Raw genomic sequence first — 22,238 nt, 5'->3', positions numbered from 1 at the left:
CTAGATACCCGTCGAACTTTTGAATATTTATTCTTTCTTACCTTATGAATAAAACTTCATTCTATGCTGTTCCAAATGTAACGCCGATTTTTTTCAGCATCCTTCGATAGGCAATACTCATACGGTCGCATTTTAGATGTAATTCAGCTTGTAAATCAAGTGGCAATAGCTCTGGTTTTTGATTTTCAACGATCACCCTGTCTTGTTCAAGTAACTTATCTTGAAAATCAATAAATACTTTATCTGGTTCATCCGGGGCATAGTTGCGCTCCATAATCATGAAAGCAGTGCTTTTATGCTCTGTTTCTGGCAAGACGATGAGAAACAGCTCAAAAAAATCATCGGAATTGTCGATTTTTTTCGTGAACCCCGCACAGAGTGGTTTATACACTTCATAGACATAATGGCTTACAACTCCATAGCCTCTACCGTCTGGATCAGGCTGATATACTTCTATTTTTTCGGATGTTAGTACACCTTCTGATTCATGAACCTGATAATTATTGATTTCTGGAAACTGACTATCTCCAAGCAACCCTTCATGTACATACATGAGATGAGACACATCCAAAAAATTCTCAATGACTCGTGGACCTGCCGCATTCACTTTGTAAGGACCCATATATACTTTAGTGTATTGAGGATTTTTCAGCTTGCCTGGTGCAATTTCTGGAAATTCCTGGATTGGTTCTCCCATACAAACCCAAACAAGTCCGTAAGCTTCTCTACAAGCATAAGCCTGTGCCCTTGCTTTCGGCGGGATCGTTTGCTCCTTCGGCATTGACGGAATCCGCGAACATTTTCCACAGTGATCATAAGTCCAACCATGATATGCACATACAAGTTCATTCTCTACAACCTTGCCAAGTGAAAGCGGTACACCACGATGTATGCATAGATCCTTAAAGGCGTGAATACCGTAGGTAGTACGAAACACTACCACTGGTTCACCGAGAACTTGTACGGACATGGGCTGACTGTTCAAATCAGATGACAGAAGTACAGGGTGCCATTGGTGTATAAGAACGGGGTCTTGTATAATCATGATGCTCATCCTTTCATTATCTTTACTCAGGGATAGTTCCGTTTACACCTTCTACAAACCAATTCATACTTAAAATGTCTTTGTCTTCCATCTTTTGTCCTTCTTGTACGATGACTTTACCAGATTGATCTTTAATAGGCCCGTGGAATACTTCGAAACTACCATCTATAATTTTTTTCTTTGCCTCTTCAACAGAAGTCTTCACTTCTTGAGGAACATTTTTACCGAATGGAGCGATATCTACCATCCCTTCATTCATGCCGCCATAATGGGATTGAGTTTTCCATGTTCCATCAACAACGCTTTGTACGACATCAACATAGTAAGGTCCCCAATTTAATACCGGGTTCGTTACATATGTTTCTGGTGCGAAACGATTCATATCCGAATCATTCCCCATTCCCCACACTCCGCGTTCTTGCGCCGCCTGAATACCAGCTGGTGAATCTTGATAGTTTGCTAATACATCTACTCCTTGATCTAAGAGAGTGACAGCAGCTTGTCTTTCTGTTGCTGGATCAAACCATGTATTACTCCAAATGACCGATACCTCAATATCAGGGTTTACACTTTTGGCTCCTAATGTGAAAGCATTAATCGTGTAAATAACCTCTGGAATTGGAAAGGCACCGACATAACCAATTTTATTGTTTTTTGTCAACTTTCCAGCGGCAATCCCTGCTAAGTAACCTGATTGATATCCTCTTCCTTGATAAGTTCCCATGTTAGGAAGTGTTTTATATCCAGTTGCATGCATAAAGACTACGTCGGGATATTTTTGCGCAACATTATAAGTTGGGTCCATATATCCGAAGCTAGTTGTAAAAATAATATCATTTTTTTGAGCGAGCTCTTCTATTACACGTTCAGCATCAGGTCCCTCCGGTACATTTTCTACAACCGTTGATTTGATTCCAAATTTATCATCAACCATTTTTCTGCCTTTATCATGTTCAAAGGTCCAGCCACCATCACCAGGAACCCCTATGTAAACAAATGCAACTTTAGGCTTTTCACCTTTCGTTTTTGCTGGTTTATCGGTAGATTCTTTCGGTGAATTTGAAGCTTGGGAACAAGCGGTCATCACACTCATTAACAAAATAATAATCAGCATAAGCCATTTTTTCATTTCATTAAACCCCTCTCCTATTAACCTGTTATTTTACTAATTTAGAACTTTACTTGATTGTTCGGTTGTCGGCTTATTACCAGACCGTTTTGTATTTATAACTTCCTCCTTTTCTAAAGGTTGCTGGTACGGTTCAAGTCTCTTTGAAGCAGGGCTGGAATTGAACCTATTGTATGAAATGTATGAACATAAAGGTTAAAACCTTTGTTCTCGAAAGTAAGGAATACCCAATGATTTTGGTTCAATTGACGATCTATTTCGATTTCTCCACCCAATAAACATCAAAACTAAAATCGTTGAAAAATAAGGAATCATTTTCAAGAAATAGGATGGTATACCTAAATCTTGCAGTTGAATCCGAAAGCCTAAGGCATCTAGACCGCCAAAAAAATAGGCACACGCGACCGCGTAAAGAGGGTTCCAGCGTGCAAAAATAATCAAGGAAACAGCAATCCATCCTCTGCCTGCAGTCATTCCTTCAATCCAATTCGGCGAATAAACCATAATCAAGTAAAATCCAGCAAGTCCCATTAGCATAGCTCCACCGATGACATGAATATAACGATATCCGCTAACAGATATCCCCATAACATCTGATGTGGATGGACTATCTCCAACTGATTTCAGATGAAGCCCCCACGACGTCTTATACATGTATAGATAAAGTAGAATGGCAAGGCCAATACTCATCCAAACGAAAATATCAAGATTAGAAAAGATTCTCCCGATAAAAGGAACCGCATCAAGCCATTCCATCCGTAATTTCGGTACAGAAACCGGCAACGCAACCCCTGCAACAGGCTTTCCAATATAAGCGCTAAGTCCCGTACCGAATAATGTAATGGCGAGACCGCTGACGATCTGATTCGTTCTTAACGTAATACATAAAAATGCATGGATTAGGCCAAGCAGACCACTTGCTGCTAAGGAAATGATCATCGCCAAAATTAAACTCTCTGTTTTTACAAAAACGATGCAGGAAATAACCGCACCAACGAGCATAATGCCTTCTGTTCCTAAATTGATGACCCCCGATTTTTCATTTAAAATCCCGCCTAAAATAGCAAACAGCAAAGGTGTTCCTGAAGAAATGGCTGCAATAATCAATAAAATGTAAAAGTCCATCCCTGCTCTCTCTCCTCCCAGCTTGTCTTACTCATGGAAACTATTCGTTTAATTGCTTGTTCCATTTCCATCGATATTTGCTGACCATTTCACCGCCGATTAAGCAAAACAGAATCGCTCCTTGCAGCATGAACGACATTGAAGATGGCAACCCAATCGTTTGGACACTGAATCCTCCGACAATCAAACCGCCCACAAAAACAGACGTAAAAATCATCGCCCATGGGTTCAACTTAGCAAGCCACGCCACAATAATCGCTGTATAGCCATAGCCTGGAGATATGCCATACATTAATCGATGGGCGACTCCTGAAACTTCACTCATGCCTGCAAGACCAGCTAATCCACCGCTAATCATCATCACAATGAGAATATGGAAGTTGATTTTTATACCCGCGTATTTAGCTGCACTTGGATTTGCACCTAACAAGCGCATTTCATAACCCCATCGAGTTTTACTCATAAAAAAGGCAAAAAGAATAACAGCAAGCAACGCAAAGATTAGACCAAAATGAAGCCTTGTCCCATTAAAGCTTCTTAACATTTGTGTGTCATTGAAAATAGGCGTTCCTGGAAAATTAAATCCAGCAGGATCGCGCCACGGACCAAATACGAAATAATCAAGAAGCAAAAGCGCAATATAATTCAACATAAGCGATGTGATTAATTCATTAACCTGAAAATAGGCACGGGGGATTGCCGTTAATAATCCCCAGATAGCTCCTGCAGCTATCCCTGCCAAGATCATCAACGGAATATAAAGTGATCCTGGCAAATTAGGAAAATAGATCGTAATGGAAGTAGCGGCAATGGCTCCTAATATGAACTGACCTTCTGCCCCAATATTCCAAATTGAAATTCGATAGGCGATGGCAACCCCTAATCCGCAAAGCAGCAACGGAACTGCTTTTACCAACGTCTCACTTATGCCAAATCTTGAACCAAAAGCTCCATTTAGCATTTTCAAATAAACTGTAATCGGATTAATTCCGTTTAGCACAATGAAAATTGCACAAATAATCAACGCAACGACTACAGAAACGATCGGAACCCACCAGCTTCCCGTTTTTTTATGAGGATCATATTCCAATCTGAAAGGAAGCAGACGACTTAAAAAAGAGCTTTTCGATGTATTTACAGTAGCTTGTTGTTCTAAAACAGGTTTTTGATTCATATGACGTTTCTTCCCTCTCGATTTAATCCAGCCATTAACTGTCCAATCTGCTCTTTATCAGCCTGCTCCCGTGATAGTACCCCGTTTATTTGTCCATTGTATAAAACTAGAATTTTATCAGACAATTGCATAACTTCATCTAAATCCTCGGAAATAATTAGTACACCGCTTCCAGAATTCCGCAAGTCAATGAGAAGCCGATGAACCGCTTCGGTTGCGCCAACATCCAATCCTTGTGTAGGATGAACCGCAACCATTAAAATCGGGTCTTGGTCAATTTCTCTCGCGAACAAAAGCTTCTGCTGATTTCCGCCTGATAGTTGCCGAACAGGACTCGTTAAATCTGGGGTGCGTACATCGAACTTTTTTATGAGCTCAGCTGCCCATTCTTCATTACTTTGTTTTTTCATCAGCCCAAACATGGAACGCTTTTTTGTACGATAAGTTTTGAACAACAGATTATCAACAATTCCTAAACTGCCTGCTAGTCCGCTTTTCATACGGTTCTCCGGTATGTGAGATATTCCCTTATCGATTAGCATCTTAACTGAAGATGAATGAATCTTCTCTTTGTTATAGACGATGCTCCCACTTTTCCAAGAGCGAAGTCCGGTTAATACTTCCGCAAGCTCTTTTTGACCATTACCTGCAACCCCAGCAACACCGACAATCTCACCTTCACTAATCGTTAAATCAATCCCATTTAAGGCAGGAAACCCTTGCTCTGCATTAACAACTAATCCTTCAACTTGTAAAATCGGTTTTCCTAATCGATTATCACGAGCAGGAATCGTCGTCTTCAGTTCACGCCCCACCATCAATTGTGCCAACTGTTGGACATTGGTTTCCTCTTTGTTTGTTAATGCGATCATCGTTCCTTTTCTCATCACCGAGATTCGATCCGCTACAGCCATTACTTCTTTCAATTTATGGGTTGTAATAATCATTGTTTTCCCGTTTCGCTTTAATTCTTGCATAGTCAGGAATAATTGCTCGGCTTCACCTGGAGTTAACACTGAAGTTGGTTCATCAAGAATAATAATGTCTGCTCCGCGATAAAGGGTTTTAACAATCTCTATTCGTTGGTGTTCGCCAACAGAAAGTTGCCAAATCGGTACATTTAACGGAAACGAAAGTCCGTATTTTATGCAAATTTCTTCGATTTCTACTTTCTTTTTATTCTTCCAAGAAGAACCGCGCCATACGCTGCCTTTTTCCCCAAGAATAATATTTTCAATTGCGGTTAATGTTTCGACAAGTCGAAAATTTTGATGAACCATACCAATTCCTAATGCCATTGCATCTTTTGGAGAGCGTATGAGTGATTCTTGACCATTAATGGCAATGTCTCCGCTATCTTGTCTGTATATTCCAGAAAGTATGCTCATAATCGTACTTTTACCGGCTCCGTTCTCACCCAGCAGAGCGTGTATTTCACCTGTCTTAACAGAAAAATCAACATGATTACTTGCCAGAACTTCTCCAAATCTTTTGACAATATTGGTCATTTTCACTGCATATTGAGACAATATATTCCCTCCTTTATCTTATTCCTAGTCTATTACTCTATAATCATTCAACGTTATGTATATTATTTCTATTTATCATAGTAAAAAAAACCTACTTTAAGGCTTAACTTGTATTTTGTACCATTAATTATGTACCACAACTTCATTTCAATCTATCTATATGTAACATTATCTGACAAAGAAAATGTTTGAAAATTGAATTACTTTAATATTTCTGTCATTTATCATCGAGATAAAAGAAAATGTATCTTACTTCCCTTCAGAGAGAAAATTAATTAGGATCCAGTTTTTTAAAAAAATGATCAAAAACTGGATCCTTGTTCTAGTTACCTATTTATTTATTGGGCTATGTTAATTAACTCTGTTGATTTTTGAATCATTTAGCACGATATTCTTTAACAAAGCCATTTTTAAAGACCATGTTAAATTGCAATCAAACATTTAGTTTATTCATTCTTTTACTAATTCCCATTAGGCGGTAATAGTATAGTCACCTCTCTTCCTTTATCACCCTATAATGTAATTCAACAAACTGACCAAATTGCTGAACACTTATTAATTGTAGAAAATGTTCTTCTAAACCCTCTTTGAATAATGGTATTCCTTTACCCAGGATGACCGGAGCAATCGTTACAATGATTTCATCAATTAGCCCCGTCTTTAAAAACGATGTAATTAATTCGCCCCCACCTACTAACCAAATATTCTTTCCTTCATTTTTCAAAAGCTCTTGTACAAAGAATTCTATATTTTCATTTATAAATGTGACATCATTATTTTTGCTTTCCTCTGTTTTTGAAAAAACGTAGCAAGCTTTATCCGAATAAGGAAAAGGAATATCGAAATTTAGAAGTTCTAAATACGTTTTATGACCCATTAAAACAGTATCTACCGTATGATAAAAATCAGAATACCCATTATCACCTTCTCCCTCAATATTATAAAGCCAGTTCACTTCTCCATTTTCTCTTGCAATAAATCCATCTAATGAAGGCGCAATAAAGACAACCACCTTACGTGAATGAGACATATATTCTACACTCCTTTTCTATCGATTTTGTGTCAATCGCTCGATGTATTTATAATAAAATACAAACATGACAGTTTTAGTCATGTTTAAGAAAGGAGGTCAAAAAAATGGCAAAAGCAAATCGATTAATGGATATATGGCTATATATCACTGAAAAACGACGTTTCCAAGCTCAAGAGATTGCAGATGAATTTCAATTATCCGTCCGTACAGTAAATCGATATATGAATGATCTAGCTGATTTGGGGATTCCTATCATGTCGGTTCAAGGAAGAGGGGGAGGATTTGAATTGCTTAATAATGGCCTGCTTCCACCGATATCATTCACCGAGGAAGAAACCCTTTCTATTTTTTTCGCTTATCATGCATTAAGGAACTATCATCAATTACCATTTGAAGCTGAATATTCTTCTGTAACAAGAAAATTATATAATCTTCTTGCTAAAAATAAAAAAATGCAGGTAGATAAATTTAGTGAACATTTAGCTTTCCGGATTCCTAAACGGCAACTAAAGACCCCTTATCTACGCCCTTTAATGAACGCATCCTTAAATAAAAATGAGATAAAAATCGCATACCATCCAAGTCTGGTTTAACAAATAAGTTGATCATCCCAATTGGCATTTATACATCCAATGGTTTATGGTATTGCCCAGCTTTTGATCAACAAAAAAAGCGAATGGTCCTTCTCCGTGTTGATCGGATTGAAACCCTTTTTGAAACAAATATTCAATCTAAAATAGAATCACTGCCTAATCTAGACGAATGGTTTAACGATAATTCAAAACAAACAACGAAAAATCCTGTACAACTTTATGTTAAGCTTACGAGAGAAGGTGCCAGACAATGCAAAAGCAATCCATGGCTAGAAAAAACCATTACAGAAAATGAAGATGGGAGCGGTTATATTCAAACGTGGATGGAAAAATCAGAGCAGACACATATTGCTTCCTATTTCTTTTCACTAAAAAATGAGGCCTTCATTATAGAGCCTGCATCCCTTGCTCAAGAAGTGGTTGAAATGGCTCAACAGCTAATAAATCACTACCAAAATCAAGACCCTTCCTCACCATCTTAAAGGTACTTGAAGAAGGGATACTTTCATCATATTGAATAGGTGTTGCGACTTTTTTAATGAAGGTTTGCTATATGGTTTTCTCTTTAATCTAAAAATAAATGATATCCTAAGTAAAAGGCCATCCCCCATATTATAATAGAAGAAACTTGGTTCATTTTTCTCAGTAGTTGTCCACTTTTATCAATTTGGCCAATCTTTCTTCCAGTAATCGCTAAAGCAGAAAACCAAAACCAAGAGACACCTATGCATGATCCTGTAAAAATCCATTTCTCATATCCCGTATAAACCAATGAACTTGTTCCAATCACTCCAATAGTGTCCATAATAGCGTGCGGGTTAAGTAATGATACAGAGGCAGCAAATGTTACTTGCCGTCTTGCAGAAAATTGGTTTGCCTGCTTTTGATTGCTTGATTCAGGTGTACTTTTCCACATGAGCCAACCCATATAAGCTAAGAAAAAGAACCCTATCAAAAATAGCAAATTCCTTAACCATTCAAAACTAAAAACGATGATAGATACACCAGCCACAGCCAAATAAATTAAAACGGTATCACAAATTCCTGCTGTAATAACTGCAGGTAAAGCATTGGTAAGTTTTTTTTGTGTTGCGCCTTGATTAAATATAAATACATTCTGTACACCTAATGGAAAGATTAAGCCAAATGCCAGTATCATTCCATGAAGTAATGGTTCCATACTTATTCCCCCTATTCTTATTTAGAATAACGAAGGATACTCAATCTGTCTCCAACCAATTGGATGGAATTTAATCCAACCATTTTGTTAAAATGATTAAAAAGAATGGAGTACGTCAAATGTCTGAGATAGATTGGAAGCCCGAAAAAACTTCATCAATTCCTTTATATCGGCAAATCTCTAATTATATAAAATTAAAAATCTTGAACGGTGAATGGACGGTCGGCACTAAATTACCTCCACAAAGAATTTTAGCAAAACGATTTCAAGTAAACCGAAGTACAATTGTAACGGCAATTGAGGAATTAATAGCTGATGGTTTAATCGAATCAAAAATTGGAAGTGGGACTAGGGTTGTCAATAATACGTGGAGCCTAATGTCTTCAGCTCCACCACCTGATTGGATTAGTTATGTGCAATCTGGGATTCATGAACCCAATACATCAATCATCCAAGAAATTAATAAAGCAGAAGCAGATCCAAGTATTATTAGACTTGGAACGGGCGAGCTTTCACCAGATTTGTTGCCAAATAAGCAGATGGAAAAAGTATTGCAGCAAAATGAGAAGAAGACCTTTTCGCTAGGATATGTTGAACCTAAAGGAAGTCCATCTTTACGAAAAACGGTGAGTGAATATTTACAAACGAAAGGAATTGATGCATCACCTGCATCTATTTTAATAGTTTCAGGGGGACTTCAAGCATTGCAATTGATTTCAATTGGATTATTAAAAAGAGGTTCAACCATCCTACATGAAACGCCTTCATACTTAAATTCAGTTCACGTGTTTCAATCTGCTGGAATGCATTTATTTGGCATTTCTCTCGATGACCAAGGCATTATATGCCATTCAATCGGGCGCTTAAAACGACAACATAACGGGGCTTTGCTCTATACCATCCCCTCTTTTCACAATCCAACTGGGGTTTTAATGTCTGAAAACAGACGAAATCAATTATTAGAGGTTTGTAAAAAAGAAGCTCTTCCCATTATTGAGGATGATGTTTACGGAGATCTATGGTTTGATAACCTTCCTCCAAAATCTTTGAAAGCCAATGATAAACAGGGAAATGTTTTGTACATAGGAAGCATATCCAAAACATTAAGCCCAGGTTTACGAATTGGGTGGATTGTTGGACCTGAACCTGTTATTGACCGTTTATCCGATATAAAAATGCAAACGGATTATGGATCAAGCTCCTTATCGCAATATGCAGTTGAAAAATGGCTTAAAAGCGGAATGTATGAGGACTATTTAAAACAAATCAGAGTACAATTAAGATTTAGAAGGGATTTTACCATCCAAATTCTAAATAAATATTTTTCAGAGATAGCGACTTGGAGTACACCTAAGGGAGGATTTTATATTTGGCTTCGTTTGTCATTAGGGATTTCCATTCAAAAACTATTCAACGCAGCCCTCCAGGAAGGCATTTTACTAAATCCGGGAAGTGTCTACGATAAAAATGATCAGCAGCACCTTCGCTTGTCCTATTCCTATGCTTCATTAGAAGAACTAGAAAAAGGGTTGATATGTCTATCAGAACTTATTAAAAGGCTTGCCTATAAATGAATCTTAAGTATCCCCCACTTCATGGTACCTAAGTGGGGAAAGTTCAATTGTCTTTCAACCAGCAAATCCCGCTAAGATAATAGCTGTCAAAAAAATGATTTGCAAGATGGTACGTAGCACAATCGGTGTTGCGGGCTTTCCGGCAATCTCAATTCCCTCTTTTGCTGCACGAATATTCGCTGGAAACATAGCAAGAAGCATAAGTGATAGACCAATGGATGCAGGCTGAGATGTAGCAGGAAGAATAATTCCAATAGCACCGATTAATTCAAGCCACCCAGTCAATGTCACCATCAACTCTGGTTTTGGAAACGATGGTGGAACCATCTTGATTAAATCAGGGCGCCTTTTCCCCCAATGGGCAGATGCTGTTACTAGAAACATACAGGATACAGCAAACCGTAAGTCTATGACCCAGTGATCAAAATAGGACCATCCAAAAATCCCTAATACACGAAACAATAAGAACGAGCTAACAAGCACAATAAATGGAGCCATTCAATGGTCTCTCCTTCACGAATAAGGTTTGTAAATCATCATGTATAAAACAAAAACTGGCAACAAGGTTGCAACTGTTCCAAAAATCGCCCAATATAGACTGGCCTTTTTGTAGGCTTTGGGAAGAACACCCGTTTCAATTGCTTTAGCGCTGTGGCGAATCATACTCCGCTGAAGAGGAATAAGTAAAGCTCCCCAGATTAAACCACTTAAAATGAACAACGTTTGGGAAACCGTGATCCAGTTGAAACCAGACATGGGAAAACCAGCTTTAACGGCCATTAGATTTCCTGTTACAATAATGAGAACTAGCCCAGGAATGGTAAAGAAGTAATCAGCTAACATAACATTTTTTGCAGAGCTATGAATTACAGCTAAATCCCCCTTTAAATCCGCTCTTACTTTCCAAAAAGCAGCCGTAATAATATTGCCCAAAAAAAGAACAACACCCAGAAGATGCAGAATCAAGTAAACCTTCACTTCTTATTCCTACCTTTCCATTGAATCATTTTTTAGGTTTTAGCATGTCGACAATAAGACTGGCAAAATCAGAAATTCCAAATGCAAATGGATCTGAATTGATTGCTGTCCTCAAACGGAATCCATAAGATACTAATACGAATAGTTCGGCTGTTTTGTCGGCATTTACATCTTTGGAAATGACATCACTCTCTTGCCCAGCTGCAATCCATTGCTTAGACATTCGAACCGCTTGGTCATAAAACCGCTGAACCACTTCACTTACCGCTGGTTGATCACTCTTTCCTAGAAGATAAACTAAAATTCGATTGGTAACATTATTAGAATCTGTTAACATAGACAAACTATTGGTTATTTCCTGCATTGGAGCTTCAAACTGCTTTCCCTTTTTCTGAATAGCATCGAAAAATCGGCTATTTGTCTCCTCAAGACTTGCCTCAAGAACAAGTGCAAATAATTCGTCTTTCCCTTTTACATAATGAAAGATGGCTCCTTTTGAAAGCCCAGAATGTTGCATGATGTCATTCAACGTCGTTTGGCTGCATCCTTTCTCCCTAATGAGCATTTCGGTCGTATCCAACAATAATTTTTTAGTCTGCTGTCGTTTTAGTTCACGTTTCATATTTGCTCCTTTTGTTAAAATGTATTAACTTAATCTTATTATACAAACCGACCATCGGTTTGTAAATGTTTTATTTCTTATCAATATTCAAGTTAAAGTTTTATCAAAACTAATTTTTAAATTATAAATATAAAAAAACGGGAAAAGCGTTTCTCCCCGTTTATAGAACAATATTTTTGTTGCGACAACTAGTCTTCTATTTTTACAAACTCTTTCTGACTGTTACGTATGTGTTCACTTATAATCTTTATAGTTAATGGGGCAGCTTTGTCAAAATTAATATGCAAGGGGCTAATAGATGCAAAAAGCTCCTGATTTCGGTCAAGGTCTTCACGCGTAACAGAAAATCCTTCTAGACTACTCGGGTGATTATGTCTTTCAAGGACCTCATCAATCTCTTCTAAAAGTAGAAGCATGCCTTTATCTCCAAAATACTGTAATCCTGATATAATTGCTAACCAAGTTTTAGGCTGCGCTCTAAAATAAGTACTCCACCAATAGAACTCAGCTAAAGAATGGCTTACATGAGTATAATACACCTGAAATGCAAACAGTGCTTGTTGCCCTTTAGTCAACTGTTTATAAAACTGTTCTTTAACCATGGAAGTGTTTTCTTCCTTTTGCTCTACCATCCTATTTTTATAAACGAGGATCAACGGGTTAAAACAAGCATTGAAGAGAGCTTCGTGAGTTAATGCATCAAACTCCTGCCTTTTCATTGTTAATATCATTGCATAATCACTCCTTGTTATGATTATACAATAATGGGATTAGATTGGAATGATAAAGGATTCTAACACTACTATTTGTTTAATATTGATTTTAAACATTTCTCTGTATAACCTTCATCTTTTAATGGATTACGAACTTGTTGATCCCAGACCTCATTACTTTTAATCAATTGATCAAAATCTTTATATAAATTTTCAACATTTTCCCTTTTGACAGTAAAAGATTCATCAAGAAAGGAATATTCGATTTTTTCTAAATTTCCAATCAATGCAAAAGCGGCAGTTGAATTATAAATGGTGGACTGATTAACCAGCCTGATGCCAATTTCTGAGATCGGACGATGGTAGTTAACTTTTATCGTGAAGGTATCTGAATGTAGTTCAAAGTCTTTTTCGATCTCGTTCGTTGGTAAATGATTAAATAAATTGATCATGTTAGATGCATTGCCCATATAAGGGTGTTTAAATGGAATAATATTCTCTAAATTATGCGTTTGTGGTCTTCTTTGATCGATTACATATTGCTCTGCAGTAGCATTCTGCTTCGGGATGATGATAAATTGAACAACAATAGACGCCACCAATCCTGCAGCAAGTAATGATACAATCAGTTTTCCTTGCTTATTCATGAAATTCCCTCGCTTCGTATTGTGGTAACAGCTTTATGCAAGCGTTCAAAATTAATGGGATCACAATTGAGATTAATGGCAAAGCATACTTTGCTATCAATATCCCAAACTGATAAGGGCCATCAATGTAAACTGTTCTAGAAAACCATATGTTGCTGCTGAAAAAAACAGCTGATAAATAAACCCAGTAAATCATGATATATAACACCCACAGTAGCCAGACAATTTTGTTTGTTCTCACTATGGAAATAACATTCAAGTGCTTTATTTTCTTTGAACTCTCTTTCATTTTATTTATTAAGAACAGATAAACAATTCCTAGTATTATACAAATGAAAAACAATCCGTAGCTAATAACGATACCAACTCTAAAGATGGAAAATGGGATCGTCACAATCCAAGCAATAAGAATATAAATATAGGCAATTTGAAAAATATTAAATTGAAACTGACCGATGAATACTGGAATATTGCCATCAATCAAGTCATCTATTTTCGTAATGCTATTTTTGGCTTTAGCAATTGCATCTTTCTTATTCAATCCATTTCCTATTAAATGTGATACCTTCGCCTCCAAATTTCCTACAATCTCTTCCTTCAGCTCTATGGTACCACTGTAATTCTTATAGTTTCTAAACAAATGATCAACATATTCCCTTAGCTCGTTCATTTACCTTCCTCCCCCTTAACAATCAGCTGATCAATTAGTTCCTTTGCTAACACCCATGCATCAACTGCTTCTTCATAAGTCTTTTCTCCACTGAGGGTAATTTTATAATACTTTCTCCTTCCACCTTGACTTTCATTACCCCAATAAGCCGAAATCAACTTTTGTTTTTCAAGCCTTTTTAAGCTTGTATAAAGGGAAGGTTCTTTCAGTTCAAATCTCCCATTACTTCTCTCAAATATTGATTTAATAATTTCGTATCCATAGCTATCACCATTAATTAACAATCGAAGAATCATCGTATCAATGTGACCTCGGATAAGGTCACTACTAATCGGAATCTCTTTTTCCATATATAACCTCCTATATTGATATACATCGTAACACATATTACTATGTGTGTCGATGTAATTAACAAAAAGAATATTGCTGACTCCTAGTGAATTGTATTTAAGGAGAGGAATGTTCCACAATCAGGCGCTCTTCTAAATTGAAAAAAAAGCATTATTATAGAATAATACTAAGTTATTAAACGATTTTAGTGTTGTTTATTTAGAGAAATATGAGTAAAGGATAAAGAAAATTAAAATGACTATTTTTTATGTAAAATTAAAACGGGAAGATTTTTTCTCCCCGTTTTTTGTGTTTTATTCAAATACTTTAACTCGATCTTCAAGAGGTTTAAATTCCTTTTCTCTAGCCGGAGCAATTGGTTTACCAAATGGCATTTGAGCAATCAATTTCCAGCTGTTTGGAATATCCCATTCATCTTTGACTTCCTCGTCAATAAGTGGATTATAGTGCTGCAATGAAACACCCAAACCTTCTAGTTCTAATGATGTCCAAATGACATATTGCAGCATACCATTTGATTGCTGAGACCAAATCGGGAAATTATCCGCATATGAAGCAAATTGTGTTTGAAGGGATTTTACAACATCCGTATCTTCAAAAAACAAAACAGTACCATAACCGCTGCCAAAAGCATTCATTCTTTCTTCAGTTGGCCCAAATTGATCAGCAGGGACTATTTTTCTTAAGGATTCAGTTGTAATGTTCCATAATTTTGTATGGTTTTCTCCAAATAGAACGACCACTCTAGCACTTTGAGAATTAAATGCGGAAGGGGTATGCTTTACAGAATGATTTATCACTTCTTTAATCCGTTCGACTGAAACAACAGGCTCATTACTAATCCCATATATAGAGCGTCTAGCTTCTACAACTGAATAAAAATCTTTAGTCGTACTAATCATATTAATTCCTCCTTGTATTGATCCTAATTAAATTGTTTTATACATTTTAATTTTAATCCGAGTAGTTATAAATAGTAAGTAGGCACATATATGTGCTATAGTATTGAAAAGTATACTGCAAAAGGAGTGATACTAGATTGGAAAAAAATCCAAAGCAATGTAAAGTTGTAGTGACATTAGATGTGTTCGTAGGAAAATGGAAGCCTATGATTCTGCTAAATTTAATGCATGGTGGGACAAAAAGATTTAATGAGCTTAAAAGATTAAATACCCGATATTACCCAAAGAATGCTTACATTGCAGCTTCGCGAATTAGAGGAGCAAGACATTATTAAGCGAGTTGTTTATCCGCAAATACCACCAAAAGTAGAGTACTCCATTTCAGAATATGGAAAAAGCTTAGAGCCGTTATTGGAATCCATGCATCAATGGGGATTAGCTCATAATGAACATATGAAAAAGAAGAATGAAACACAGTGTATAGATGAAAAGCTAAATTAAAGGAGGATGCCAATTATGATCGCTATCCTCCTAGTGCTAGTTCAACTATCGATGAGAAAACTCTATTCTTTTGAGACCTTAAAGCCTCCTCTTATCAGCTCCCATACCTTATCAAATTCTTTACTCATGCTTCCTCTTTTCCATTCATTTGCATGAAAAGGATGATGAAATTTTGTCGTAGCGTAAAAAATAGAACGAGCTAAATCACGATGGTTTACTTTTCTTATGATATTTGTTTGTATCCCTTGTTCGATTATGAAACTTAACATTTCAATGATGCCATTGACATGGTTATCAACGAGCTCAATAGATGTAGCTGTCACTTCTGCGTACATTTCAAACATCTCTACATCATTTGCGGCATGGTTTTGCTTAAGAGAAATCAACTTAAGAATAAACGTTTTCATTAATTGATCCGGATCTGTCTTATCCGCATTAATGAGTTGTTTCAATGGAGTAATAATTTCCTCCTCCAGCCACCTTTCCGTTACTGCTTCTTTTAATGCTGTTTTAGTTGGAAAATGTCTATAAATTGTACCGTGACTTATATTTAATTCTTTCGCTACATCTGTTACGGACGTTTTTTTTGGTCCATAGCGCCGCAACGTTTTTTCAGCTGCGTCTAAAATGTCTTTCTTACTTAAAACGGTATTCTTATTTTCCATAATCGTTAATACATAACACTCCTTTCATAATAGGTTCATTTTAAAATTTACAAATTTTTCCATATGATTTCTTAATAGTCCTTTGATAAAAGATTAACACACAAAGAAACAAGTGACAAATTTTACTTTTTGTTATTTGTTATTTTCCATCAAAAAAAGAAATGCAAAAACTACTTTTGTTAGAAGTTTAAGCATTTCTTAATCTAGTGGTAGCAGTATTGTGATTTTATTCCTTTTCAGAAACAAGAGTGAATCGTTCGTTTATATGTCTTGGATGTTCTATTTCATCTAAAACGGCAATGGCAAAGTCCGCGTAGCTAAGATAGCTATCGCCTTTAGAATTGAAGAGAAGATGATCTTTTCCTGTTTGGTAAGAGCCCGTTCTTGGCCCTTCTGGATCAAAAAGGGCTGAAGGGCTTATAAATGACCATTGAATTTCTTTTGACTGTTTTAAATCCTCTAAATTCTTCCCTTGATTTGTTGCCGTTGCAAGAAACTGCGCTGGAAAATTAGGAGTTTCAAAAATTCGTATTGTTTTCGCTTCGTCAACGTATAAGCTTCCTGCTCCACCAACAACAATGATTCTTGTGTGTGGTGTTTCTTTCAGCGCATTAATTAATACTTTTCCTGCTTCCACATGAAGATGTTCTTGTCCCAATGGCGCCCCAAAAGCATTGACCACTACATCAAATTTTTTTAAATCATCTGAAGTCAAATCAAGTACATCTTTTACTAACACACCAACATTTTGTTCCGTAATCTTAGACGCATCTCTTACGATTGCGGTCACTTCATTCCCTCTTTCAATCGCTTCTTTCATAATCAGATTTCCCGCTTTCCCACTTGCACCAATGATTCCAATTTTCATTTTATTTCCTCCTTATTATTACCATTATAGAGATGTAAATATGTAACTTTAACAATTACAAAAAATAAAGTTAAATCCACTATAATTCAAAAATTCACGCTATATTTCTACTTATTTTACCGAAAAAGTTAAATTATATACCATAACTTTATGTAACTATTATAGTTACAAATAAATATAAAGTCAACTAACTAATATAAAAATATTAGTTAGTTAAAAAAGTAAACTATTGGTATGGCATAAAGGGTGGGAGCCTCAACACTTCTTGCTTTCCTTATGAATAGTTTTCATTTTTAAATAAGAATCAATTTCTTGGAGTGCTAGCTTTACCCCTCCACAATCATGGAAACTATCATTAATTTTTTTGATTCCTTCTTTATATTCATTGTTTAATAGAACTTCATTTACTGCATCTTTCAGAGACTGGGTGTGAATATTATCTTTTGATAATCTGTAACCAGCGCTGAGCTCTATTAGTCGCTGAGCAACCATTGGCTGATCTTTGTCGTGAGGTAATACAACTAGGGGTACATTATAGTGGATGCCTTCATTGACACTATTCATTCCGCCATGCGTAATAAAAACGTCTGATTCACTTAGCACTTCTAATTGAGGGACATAGGAAGAAATAATAAAGTTATCGGGTGCTTTTTTAATTTTACTGAAATCAGCCCTTTCACCAGCAGCTATGACAACCTTACCTTGAAAATCTGAAAAAGCATCAATGCATGTATTAAAAAACTCTTCTACTTGATCTAGAATCGTTCCCATTGAAATATAAAGAACTTTTTTATCTTTTAATTCGTCAAGAGGAAAGTGATTCGTTCCCTTTCTCTTCGGAAAGCTTGGACCGATAAAAATATAGATTTTATCGAAAAGTTCGTTGTTTGGCTGAAAATACCTGCTTGTATATACGATCGTTAATTCCCCGTCATTATTCATGAATTGAAGCATGTTCTCTGGTGAAACACCGAATCTTTTTTGGATTTGATCCAATAATTTTTCAGCGTTTTGATCTGGATGAATTGGAGTTTCGGAGTCAGGATGAAATGGATGTTTTTTAAAAAATTCGTTTGGAACTAAAAATGATGGAGATGAAGATATACCTGGTACATTTAAGTAGTCTCTTACTAATTTACCCGCTCCAAATTTATCATAAAAAACAAAATCAAACTGAATGCTTTCTGATAATTGTTTCGTGATTTCAAGTGTGTCTAACGAAGTTTGAATATGAATGTTCAAAAATGCATTCATCCCTGAAGGAGTAGCAGCGTTAATGGAGGCTTTATGAAGTAAATCTGGATGAAGATGAACCTTCGCTCCAACACCTTCAAGTCTTTCCTTAAATTTTTCAGTTGTAATATAGTGTACGTTGTCTCCCCGTTCTGTAAATGCTTTTACTATGCCGAGAGTAGGATTCACATGCCCTTCTGCTGGAAAATTAATCATTAATATATTCGACATTACAGATCACTCCTCCAAGTTTTTTTCGATCTATATTTGTATTACGAACTAAAATGAATACCACACTATTTGTACTTCAATTTTATAGCATATATTTGTATATATTCAGTTAAAATTCTCAATTTTTAAATATTCTCATCCCATCCTTTACAAACATCCACCCATTTTTTTGCAGCACCATATTTGTATAGTTCGTCACAAGAAAGTCCAATTGCTGTGTTTCTGCTGCCGCAGGCAGGGAATACAATGTCAAAGCGCTGTAGTGATACATCCATAAAAACAGGTAAATCATGTTTCAACCCAAACGGACAAACACCTCCGACTGCATGCCCTGTTTGTCCTAACGTTTCCTCAGGAGTCAGCATTCGAGCCTTCATTCCAAATGTATGGCGAAACTTTTGGTTATCAATTTTTGTATCTCCAGCAGCTACGATCAGTATAGCGTCTTCTTGTTCACCCCCTCTGAAGGCAATGGTTTTTGCAATTTTTTCTGGTTGAACATGGAGAGCTGCAGCCGCTAATTCAACAGTAGCACTAGACAATTCAAGTTCAATAATATCCTTATCTCGGTTCCATTGTTGCAAATAAGCTTTGACATTTTCTAGAGACACCTTAATCACTCACTCTACTTTAATTTTAAAACACTTCAGCGATATCGTTCCTCTTTATACGGATTTGCCGTCATTGAGTAGCCGAATCCTTCCCAAAATCCAGCTTCGTCTTCTTTCATAAATTGAATGCCAGAAGCCCATTTGGATCCTTTCCATAAATAAAACGAAGAGGGTGGAATAAAACGTAACGGGTATCCATGTTTTGGGGAAATATATTGCCAATCTTCTTGATTTGGGTCCTTCCATTTATACACAAACAGTGCATCGTCTCCAAACAGTGCATCCAATGGCAAATTAGCTGAATATCCAAACCGATCTCCATTGTAGTAGCCGTATATTTTTATATAATGAACATTGTTATTAAGGTCTACTAAGTTAACTAACTCGCGGAGTGCAATCCCTTCAAAGGAGGTTCCAAATTTAGACCACGTCGTAACACAATGCATATCAATGGTTGATACCGTTTTTGGCAGCTTCATAACATCTGAATAGGATAAACTAACTTCTTCTTTAACCTCGCCAAAAAGCCTAAAATTCCACATGTCTTCATTAAATTTATAAACATCACCTTCGTGCAAAATAGGCCATTTGTCTGTTTCAAATTGTCCTGGTGGCAGCTGGTTCGCCATTTCGCTTCAACCTTTCTTATATTTTTTTGATAATAATTAAATCATATCTACTTGCTTTCTAAGATGCAAACCTATTGATCAAACGCTTCCTTCCATCAAGTCAATATATTTTAAACTATGATCTTAAATTGATAGAATGTAGATGTGTTTTAATGGAAATTTGCTAAATAAACGCCAGAATAATGACCCTAATACATGTATTGTGAAAGAAAGAAGATGAGATCATGTCAGAAAATAATCGATCAAAACGTTTAAGTGATATACCATTTTCAATCCTTGACCTTTCTCCAATTATCGAAGGAGGCAGCCCTTCTCAGTCTCTACAAAATACACTTGATCTTGCTCAGCATGCTGAAAGATGGGGTTATAATCGGTATTGGCTGGCAGAGCATCATAACATGCCTTTCATCGCTAGTTCAGCTACCTCTGTCGTTATCGCGCACGTAGCAGGAGGAACATCAAAAATCCGTGTAGGCTCAGGCGGAATTATGCTCCCAAACCATGCACCTCTTGTTATTGCAGAACAGTTTGGAACTCTCGAATCTCTTTTTCCTGGGCGAATTGATCTTGGCCTTGGTCGTGCACCCGGAACAGATCAGCTTACAGCACACGCTTTAAGACGCGACCGCAGAAGCAGCGGCGATGATTTTCCAGAGCAGTTAGCTGAGCTCCGTGCTTATTTCGATCCATCTATGGCATCTAGCGGAATGCCTATTCGAGCATTTCCAGGTGAGGGGTTAGCAATTCCAATTTGGTTACTAGGATCGAGTGGGTTTAGTGCACAGCTTGCGGGGCAGTTAGGTCTCCCTTTTGCTTTCGCCAGTCATTTTTCACCCGAGTACACGTTGCCAGCTTTAGAATTGTACCGTCGTAACTTCAAGCCTTCAAACGCACTTAGCAAACCATATGCTATGGTTGGTGTAAACGTTGCTGCCGCTGATACTGATGAAGAAGCCGAACTCTTACAGACTTCATTGCATCAACAATTTATAAACCTTATTAGAAATAACTTAACACCGCTTCGGCCGCCTATTGAGAACCTAGAAGAGCAAATGAGCGAATATGAAAAGCAATTACTTAAGCAGCGAATAGGTTCATCGATTGCAGGAAGTCCAAAAACGGTTAAGGAAAAGCTGCAGGCATTTTTAGATAAAACACAAGCAGACGAAATGATTGTGAATGGCCAAATATATGATCACAATGCACGTCTTCGTTCGTTTGAAATCGTAGCTGAAATTACGAAGTAGGATTTAAAAAACATGTTGCGGGGCAGTTTGTTTTAGTTTAGGAATAACCCGTTAACAACTAACTTTAAATTTATTATACAAAAAAGAAGCGATGATATGGTCGCTTCTTTTTTCTTCTTTCTATTATCTTACATTCATTTCGCTTGGTTTTGGACCTTTGCGGCGGTTACGATTTAGTTTATTAATCTCTTCCATTTCATCTGCCGTTAACTCAAAATCAAATACATTAAAATTCTCTTCGATACGTGCTGGTGTAACAGATTTAGGGATAACTATAGAGTTACTTTGCAAGTGCCAGCGCAGCACAACCTGTGCTGGTGTTTTACCGTGTGCTTTAGCAATGGTTTGAATGACTTCATCTTGCAGCACTTCTCCACCTTGATCTAATGGACTCCAAGCTTCCACAAAAATGTCATGTTTAGCACAGAAATCTTTTAATGCATCTTGAGAAAGGTATGGATGACATTCAACTTGATTTAAAACAGGCTTGACATCGCATTCTTTAAAGAGACGTTCTAAATGCTCAATCTCAAAGTTACATACCCCAATCGCTTTGACTCTACCTTCATGATATAGCTTTTCTAAAGCTTTGTACGTGTCAACATATTCATCATATTGAGGAGTAGGCCAGTGAATTAAATATAAATCAACATAATCAAGACCCAATCTTTCTAAGCTTTCATCAAAAGCACGCAGCGTATTTTCATAGCCTTGATCGCTATTCCAAACTTTTGTCGTAATAAATAGCTGTTCACGAGGAACAGAAGATTGTTGAATCGCTTTTCCAACTCCTCTTTCGTTCTGATAAATCATCGCTGTATCGATAGAAGTGTATCCTACTTCAATTGCTTTAGAAACAGCAGTGGTCGCTTTGCCATCTTCAACTTGCCATACCCCAAATCCAAGCTGAGGCATTTTTAATCCGTTATTTAGCGTAACAATATTCATACATCATTTCTCCTTTGACTTCGAGATAAGATTTTAAACA

At 36.7% G+C, this 22,238-nt stretch carries 25 protein-coding genes and 1 pseudogene; 5 read left to right on the top strand and 21 right to left on the bottom strand.

Annotated elements, in window-relative coordinates:
* Window positions 1-61: 61 nt before the first annotated feature.
* From FDO66_RS07815 to FDO66_RS07790, 6 genes are all read right to left on the bottom strand, one after another.
* Entirely contained in the window at window positions 62-1,045 is a 984-nt protein-coding gene (locus FDO66_RS07815) for an aromatic ring-hydroxylating dioxygenase subunit alpha (protein WP_181444490.1), read from the bottom strand.
* Between the two features lie 22 nt (window positions 1,046-1,067).
* A complete protein-coding gene (locus FDO66_RS07810; RefSeq protein WP_141432089.1) occupies window positions 1,068-2,174 on the bottom strand; it encodes a BMP family ABC transporter substrate-binding protein in 1,107 nt (368 codons plus the stop codon).
* A 195-nt stretch (window positions 2,175-2,369) separates the two neighbouring features.
* Window positions 2,370-3,299: an ABC transporter permease gene (locus FDO66_RS07805; protein WP_141432088.1), complete on the bottom strand. Its 930-nt coding sequence runs from the start codon at window positions 3,297-3,299 to the stop codon at window positions 2,370-2,372.
* A 40-nt stretch (window positions 3,300-3,339) separates the two neighbouring features.
* A complete protein-coding gene (locus FDO66_RS07800) occupies window positions 3,340-4,473 on the bottom strand; it encodes an ABC transporter permease (protein WP_141432087.1) in 1,134 nt (377 codons plus the stop codon).
* The gene (locus FDO66_RS07795; protein ID WP_309475265.1) at window positions 4,470-6,002 is read right to left on the bottom strand and encodes an ABC transporter ATP-binding protein; all 1,533 of its coding nucleotides are present in this window, start codon (window positions 6,000-6,002) and stop codon (window positions 4,470-4,472) included. The genes FDO66_RS07800 and FDO66_RS07795 overlap by 4 nt, the downstream gene beginning before the upstream one ends.
* Before the next feature lie 490 nt (window positions 6,003-6,492).
* Window positions 6,493-7,032 carry a dihydrofolate reductase family protein gene (locus FDO66_RS07790; protein WP_141432086.1) on the bottom strand — a complete coding sequence of 180 codons (540 nt, stop codon included), beginning with the start codon at window positions 7,030-7,032 and terminating at the stop codon, window positions 6,493-6,495.
* A gap of 107 nt (window positions 7,033-7,139) precedes the next feature.
* Between FDO66_RS07790 and FDO66_RS07785 the strand changes: the two genes are divergently transcribed.
* Together FDO66_RS07785 and FDO66_RS07780 are read left to right on the top strand one after the other, a co-directional pair.
* Complete coding sequence (locus FDO66_RS07785; RefSeq protein ID WP_141432085.1) at window positions 7,140-7,628, top strand: helix-turn-helix transcriptional regulator; 489 nt, start codon at window positions 7,140-7,142, stop codon at window positions 7,626-7,628.
* Window positions 7,629-7,636: 8 nt separating this feature from the next.
* Window positions 7,637-8,110 carry a WYL domain-containing protein gene (locus FDO66_RS07780; protein WP_181444489.1) on the top strand — a complete coding sequence of 158 codons (474 nt, stop codon included), beginning with the start codon at window positions 7,637-7,639 and terminating at the stop codon, window positions 8,108-8,110.
* A gap of 83 nt (window positions 8,111-8,193) precedes the next feature.
* Here the strand turns inward: FDO66_RS07780 and FDO66_RS07775 are convergent, their stop codons facing one another.
* Complete coding sequence (locus tag FDO66_RS07775) at window positions 8,194-8,808, bottom strand: LysE/ArgO family amino acid transporter (RefSeq protein ID WP_141432083.1); 615 nt, start codon at window positions 8,806-8,808, stop codon at window positions 8,194-8,196.
* Between the two features lie 119 nt (window positions 8,809-8,927).
* On the opposite strand from FDO66_RS07775, the gene pdxR reads away from it, so the two are divergent.
* The gene (gene pdxR / locus FDO66_RS07770) at window positions 8,928-10,382 is read left to right on the top strand and encodes a MocR-like pyridoxine biosynthesis transcription factor PdxR (RefSeq protein WP_141432082.1); all 1,455 of its coding nucleotides are present in this window, start codon (window positions 8,928-8,930) and stop codon (window positions 10,380-10,382) included.
* Between the two features lie 54 nt (window positions 10,383-10,436).
* Here pdxR and FDO66_RS07765 read toward each other — a convergent pair whose 3' ends face one another.
* The 8 genes from FDO66_RS07765 to FDO66_RS07730 form a co-directional block, all read right to left on the bottom strand.
* Entirely contained in the window at window positions 10,437-10,880 is a 444-nt protein-coding gene (locus FDO66_RS07765) for a DoxX family protein (RefSeq protein ID WP_141432081.1), read from the bottom strand.
* A 15-nt stretch (window positions 10,881-10,895) separates the two neighbouring features.
* Entirely contained in the window at window positions 10,896-11,360 is a 465-nt protein-coding gene (locus tag FDO66_RS07760) for a DUF2269 family protein (RefSeq protein WP_141432080.1), read from the bottom strand.
* 25 nt (window positions 11,361-11,385) lie between these two features.
* A complete protein-coding gene (locus FDO66_RS07755; RefSeq protein ID WP_141432079.1) occupies window positions 11,386-11,982 on the bottom strand; it encodes a TetR/AcrR family transcriptional regulator in 597 nt (198 codons plus the stop codon).
* Between the two features lie 188 nt (window positions 11,983-12,170).
* Window positions 12,171-12,713: a hypothetical protein gene (locus FDO66_RS07750; protein WP_141432078.1), complete on the bottom strand. Its 543-nt coding sequence runs from the start codon at window positions 12,711-12,713 to the stop codon at window positions 12,171-12,173.
* A 71-nt stretch (window positions 12,714-12,784) separates the two neighbouring features.
* The gene (locus FDO66_RS07745; protein WP_141432077.1) at window positions 12,785-13,342 is read right to left on the bottom strand and encodes a DUF4825 domain-containing protein; all 558 of its coding nucleotides are present in this window, start codon (window positions 13,340-13,342) and stop codon (window positions 12,785-12,787) included.
* Entirely contained in the window at window positions 13,335-14,012 is a 678-nt protein-coding gene (locus FDO66_RS07740; RefSeq protein WP_141432076.1) for a hypothetical protein, read from the bottom strand. The genes FDO66_RS07745 and FDO66_RS07740 overlap by 8 nt, the downstream gene beginning before the upstream one ends.
* Window positions 14,009-14,362 carry a PadR family transcriptional regulator gene (locus FDO66_RS07735; RefSeq protein ID WP_141432075.1) on the bottom strand — a complete coding sequence of 118 codons (354 nt, stop codon included), beginning with the start codon at window positions 14,360-14,362 and terminating at the stop codon, window positions 14,009-14,011. The genes FDO66_RS07740 and FDO66_RS07735 overlap by 4 nt, the downstream gene beginning before the upstream one ends.
* A gap of 294 nt (window positions 14,363-14,656) precedes the next feature.
* Window positions 14,657-15,265 (bottom strand): nitroreductase family protein, encoded by a 609-nt coding sequence (locus FDO66_RS07730; RefSeq protein ID WP_141432074.1) that lies wholly within the window; start codon window positions 15,263-15,265, stop codon window positions 14,657-14,659.
* A 137-nt stretch (window positions 15,266-15,402) separates the two neighbouring features.
* On the opposite strand from FDO66_RS07730, the pseudogene FDO66_RS07725 reads away from it, so the two are divergent.
* Window positions 15,403-15,766, top strand: a pseudogene (locus FDO66_RS07725) (winged helix-turn-helix transcriptional regulator).
* Between the two features lie 62 nt (window positions 15,767-15,828).
* On the opposite strand, the gene FDO66_RS07720 reads toward FDO66_RS07725, so the two are convergent.
* The 5 genes from FDO66_RS07720 to FDO66_RS07700 form a co-directional block, all read right to left on the bottom strand.
* Entirely contained in the window at window positions 15,829-16,431 is a 603-nt protein-coding gene (locus tag FDO66_RS07720) for a TetR/AcrR family transcriptional regulator (protein WP_141432073.1), read from the bottom strand.
* Window positions 16,432-16,657: 226 nt separating this feature from the next.
* Window positions 16,658-17,299 carry an NAD(P)-dependent oxidoreductase gene (locus FDO66_RS07715; RefSeq protein ID WP_141432072.1) on the bottom strand — a complete coding sequence of 214 codons (642 nt, stop codon included), beginning with the start codon at window positions 17,297-17,299 and terminating at the stop codon, window positions 16,658-16,660.
* A gap of 255 nt (window positions 17,300-17,554) precedes the next feature.
* Window positions 17,555-18,763, bottom strand: coding sequence for a macrolide family glycosyltransferase (locus FDO66_RS07710; protein WP_141432071.1), 1,209 nt, complete (start codon window positions 18,761-18,763; stop codon window positions 17,555-17,557).
* Window positions 18,764-18,888: 125 nt separating this feature from the next.
* Window positions 18,889-19,374: a YbaK/EbsC family protein gene (locus tag FDO66_RS07705; RefSeq protein ID WP_141432070.1), complete on the bottom strand. Its 486-nt coding sequence runs from the start codon at window positions 19,372-19,374 to the stop codon at window positions 18,889-18,891.
* Between the two features lie 35 nt (window positions 19,375-19,409).
* A complete protein-coding gene (locus FDO66_RS07700) occupies window positions 19,410-20,003 on the bottom strand; it encodes a molybdopterin-dependent oxidoreductase (RefSeq protein WP_141432069.1) in 594 nt (197 codons plus the stop codon).
* A gap of 224 nt (window positions 20,004-20,227) precedes the next feature.
* Here FDO66_RS07700 and FDO66_RS07695 point away from each other — a divergent pair, with 224 nt between their 5' ends.
* Window positions 20,228-21,250, top strand: coding sequence for an LLM class flavin-dependent oxidoreductase (locus FDO66_RS07695; protein ID WP_141432068.1), 1,023 nt, complete (start codon window positions 20,228-20,230; stop codon window positions 21,248-21,250).
* A gap of 123 nt (window positions 21,251-21,373) precedes the next feature.
* Here FDO66_RS07695 and FDO66_RS07690 read toward each other — a convergent pair whose 3' ends face one another.
* A complete protein-coding gene (locus FDO66_RS07690; protein WP_141432067.1) occupies window positions 21,374-22,198 on the bottom strand; it encodes an aldo/keto reductase in 825 nt (274 codons plus the stop codon).
* Between the last annotated feature and the right edge of the window lie 40 nt (window positions 22,199-22,238).

The sequence above is a fragment of the Bacillus sp. 03113 genome (genome assembly GCF_006546985.1).
Classification (GTDB): Bacteria; Bacillota; Bacilli; order Bacillales; family Cytobacillaceae; genus VATK01.
The sequence above is the reverse complement of the archived record's forward strand: the minus strand, read 5'-3'. Positions and strand labels throughout refer to the sequence as shown.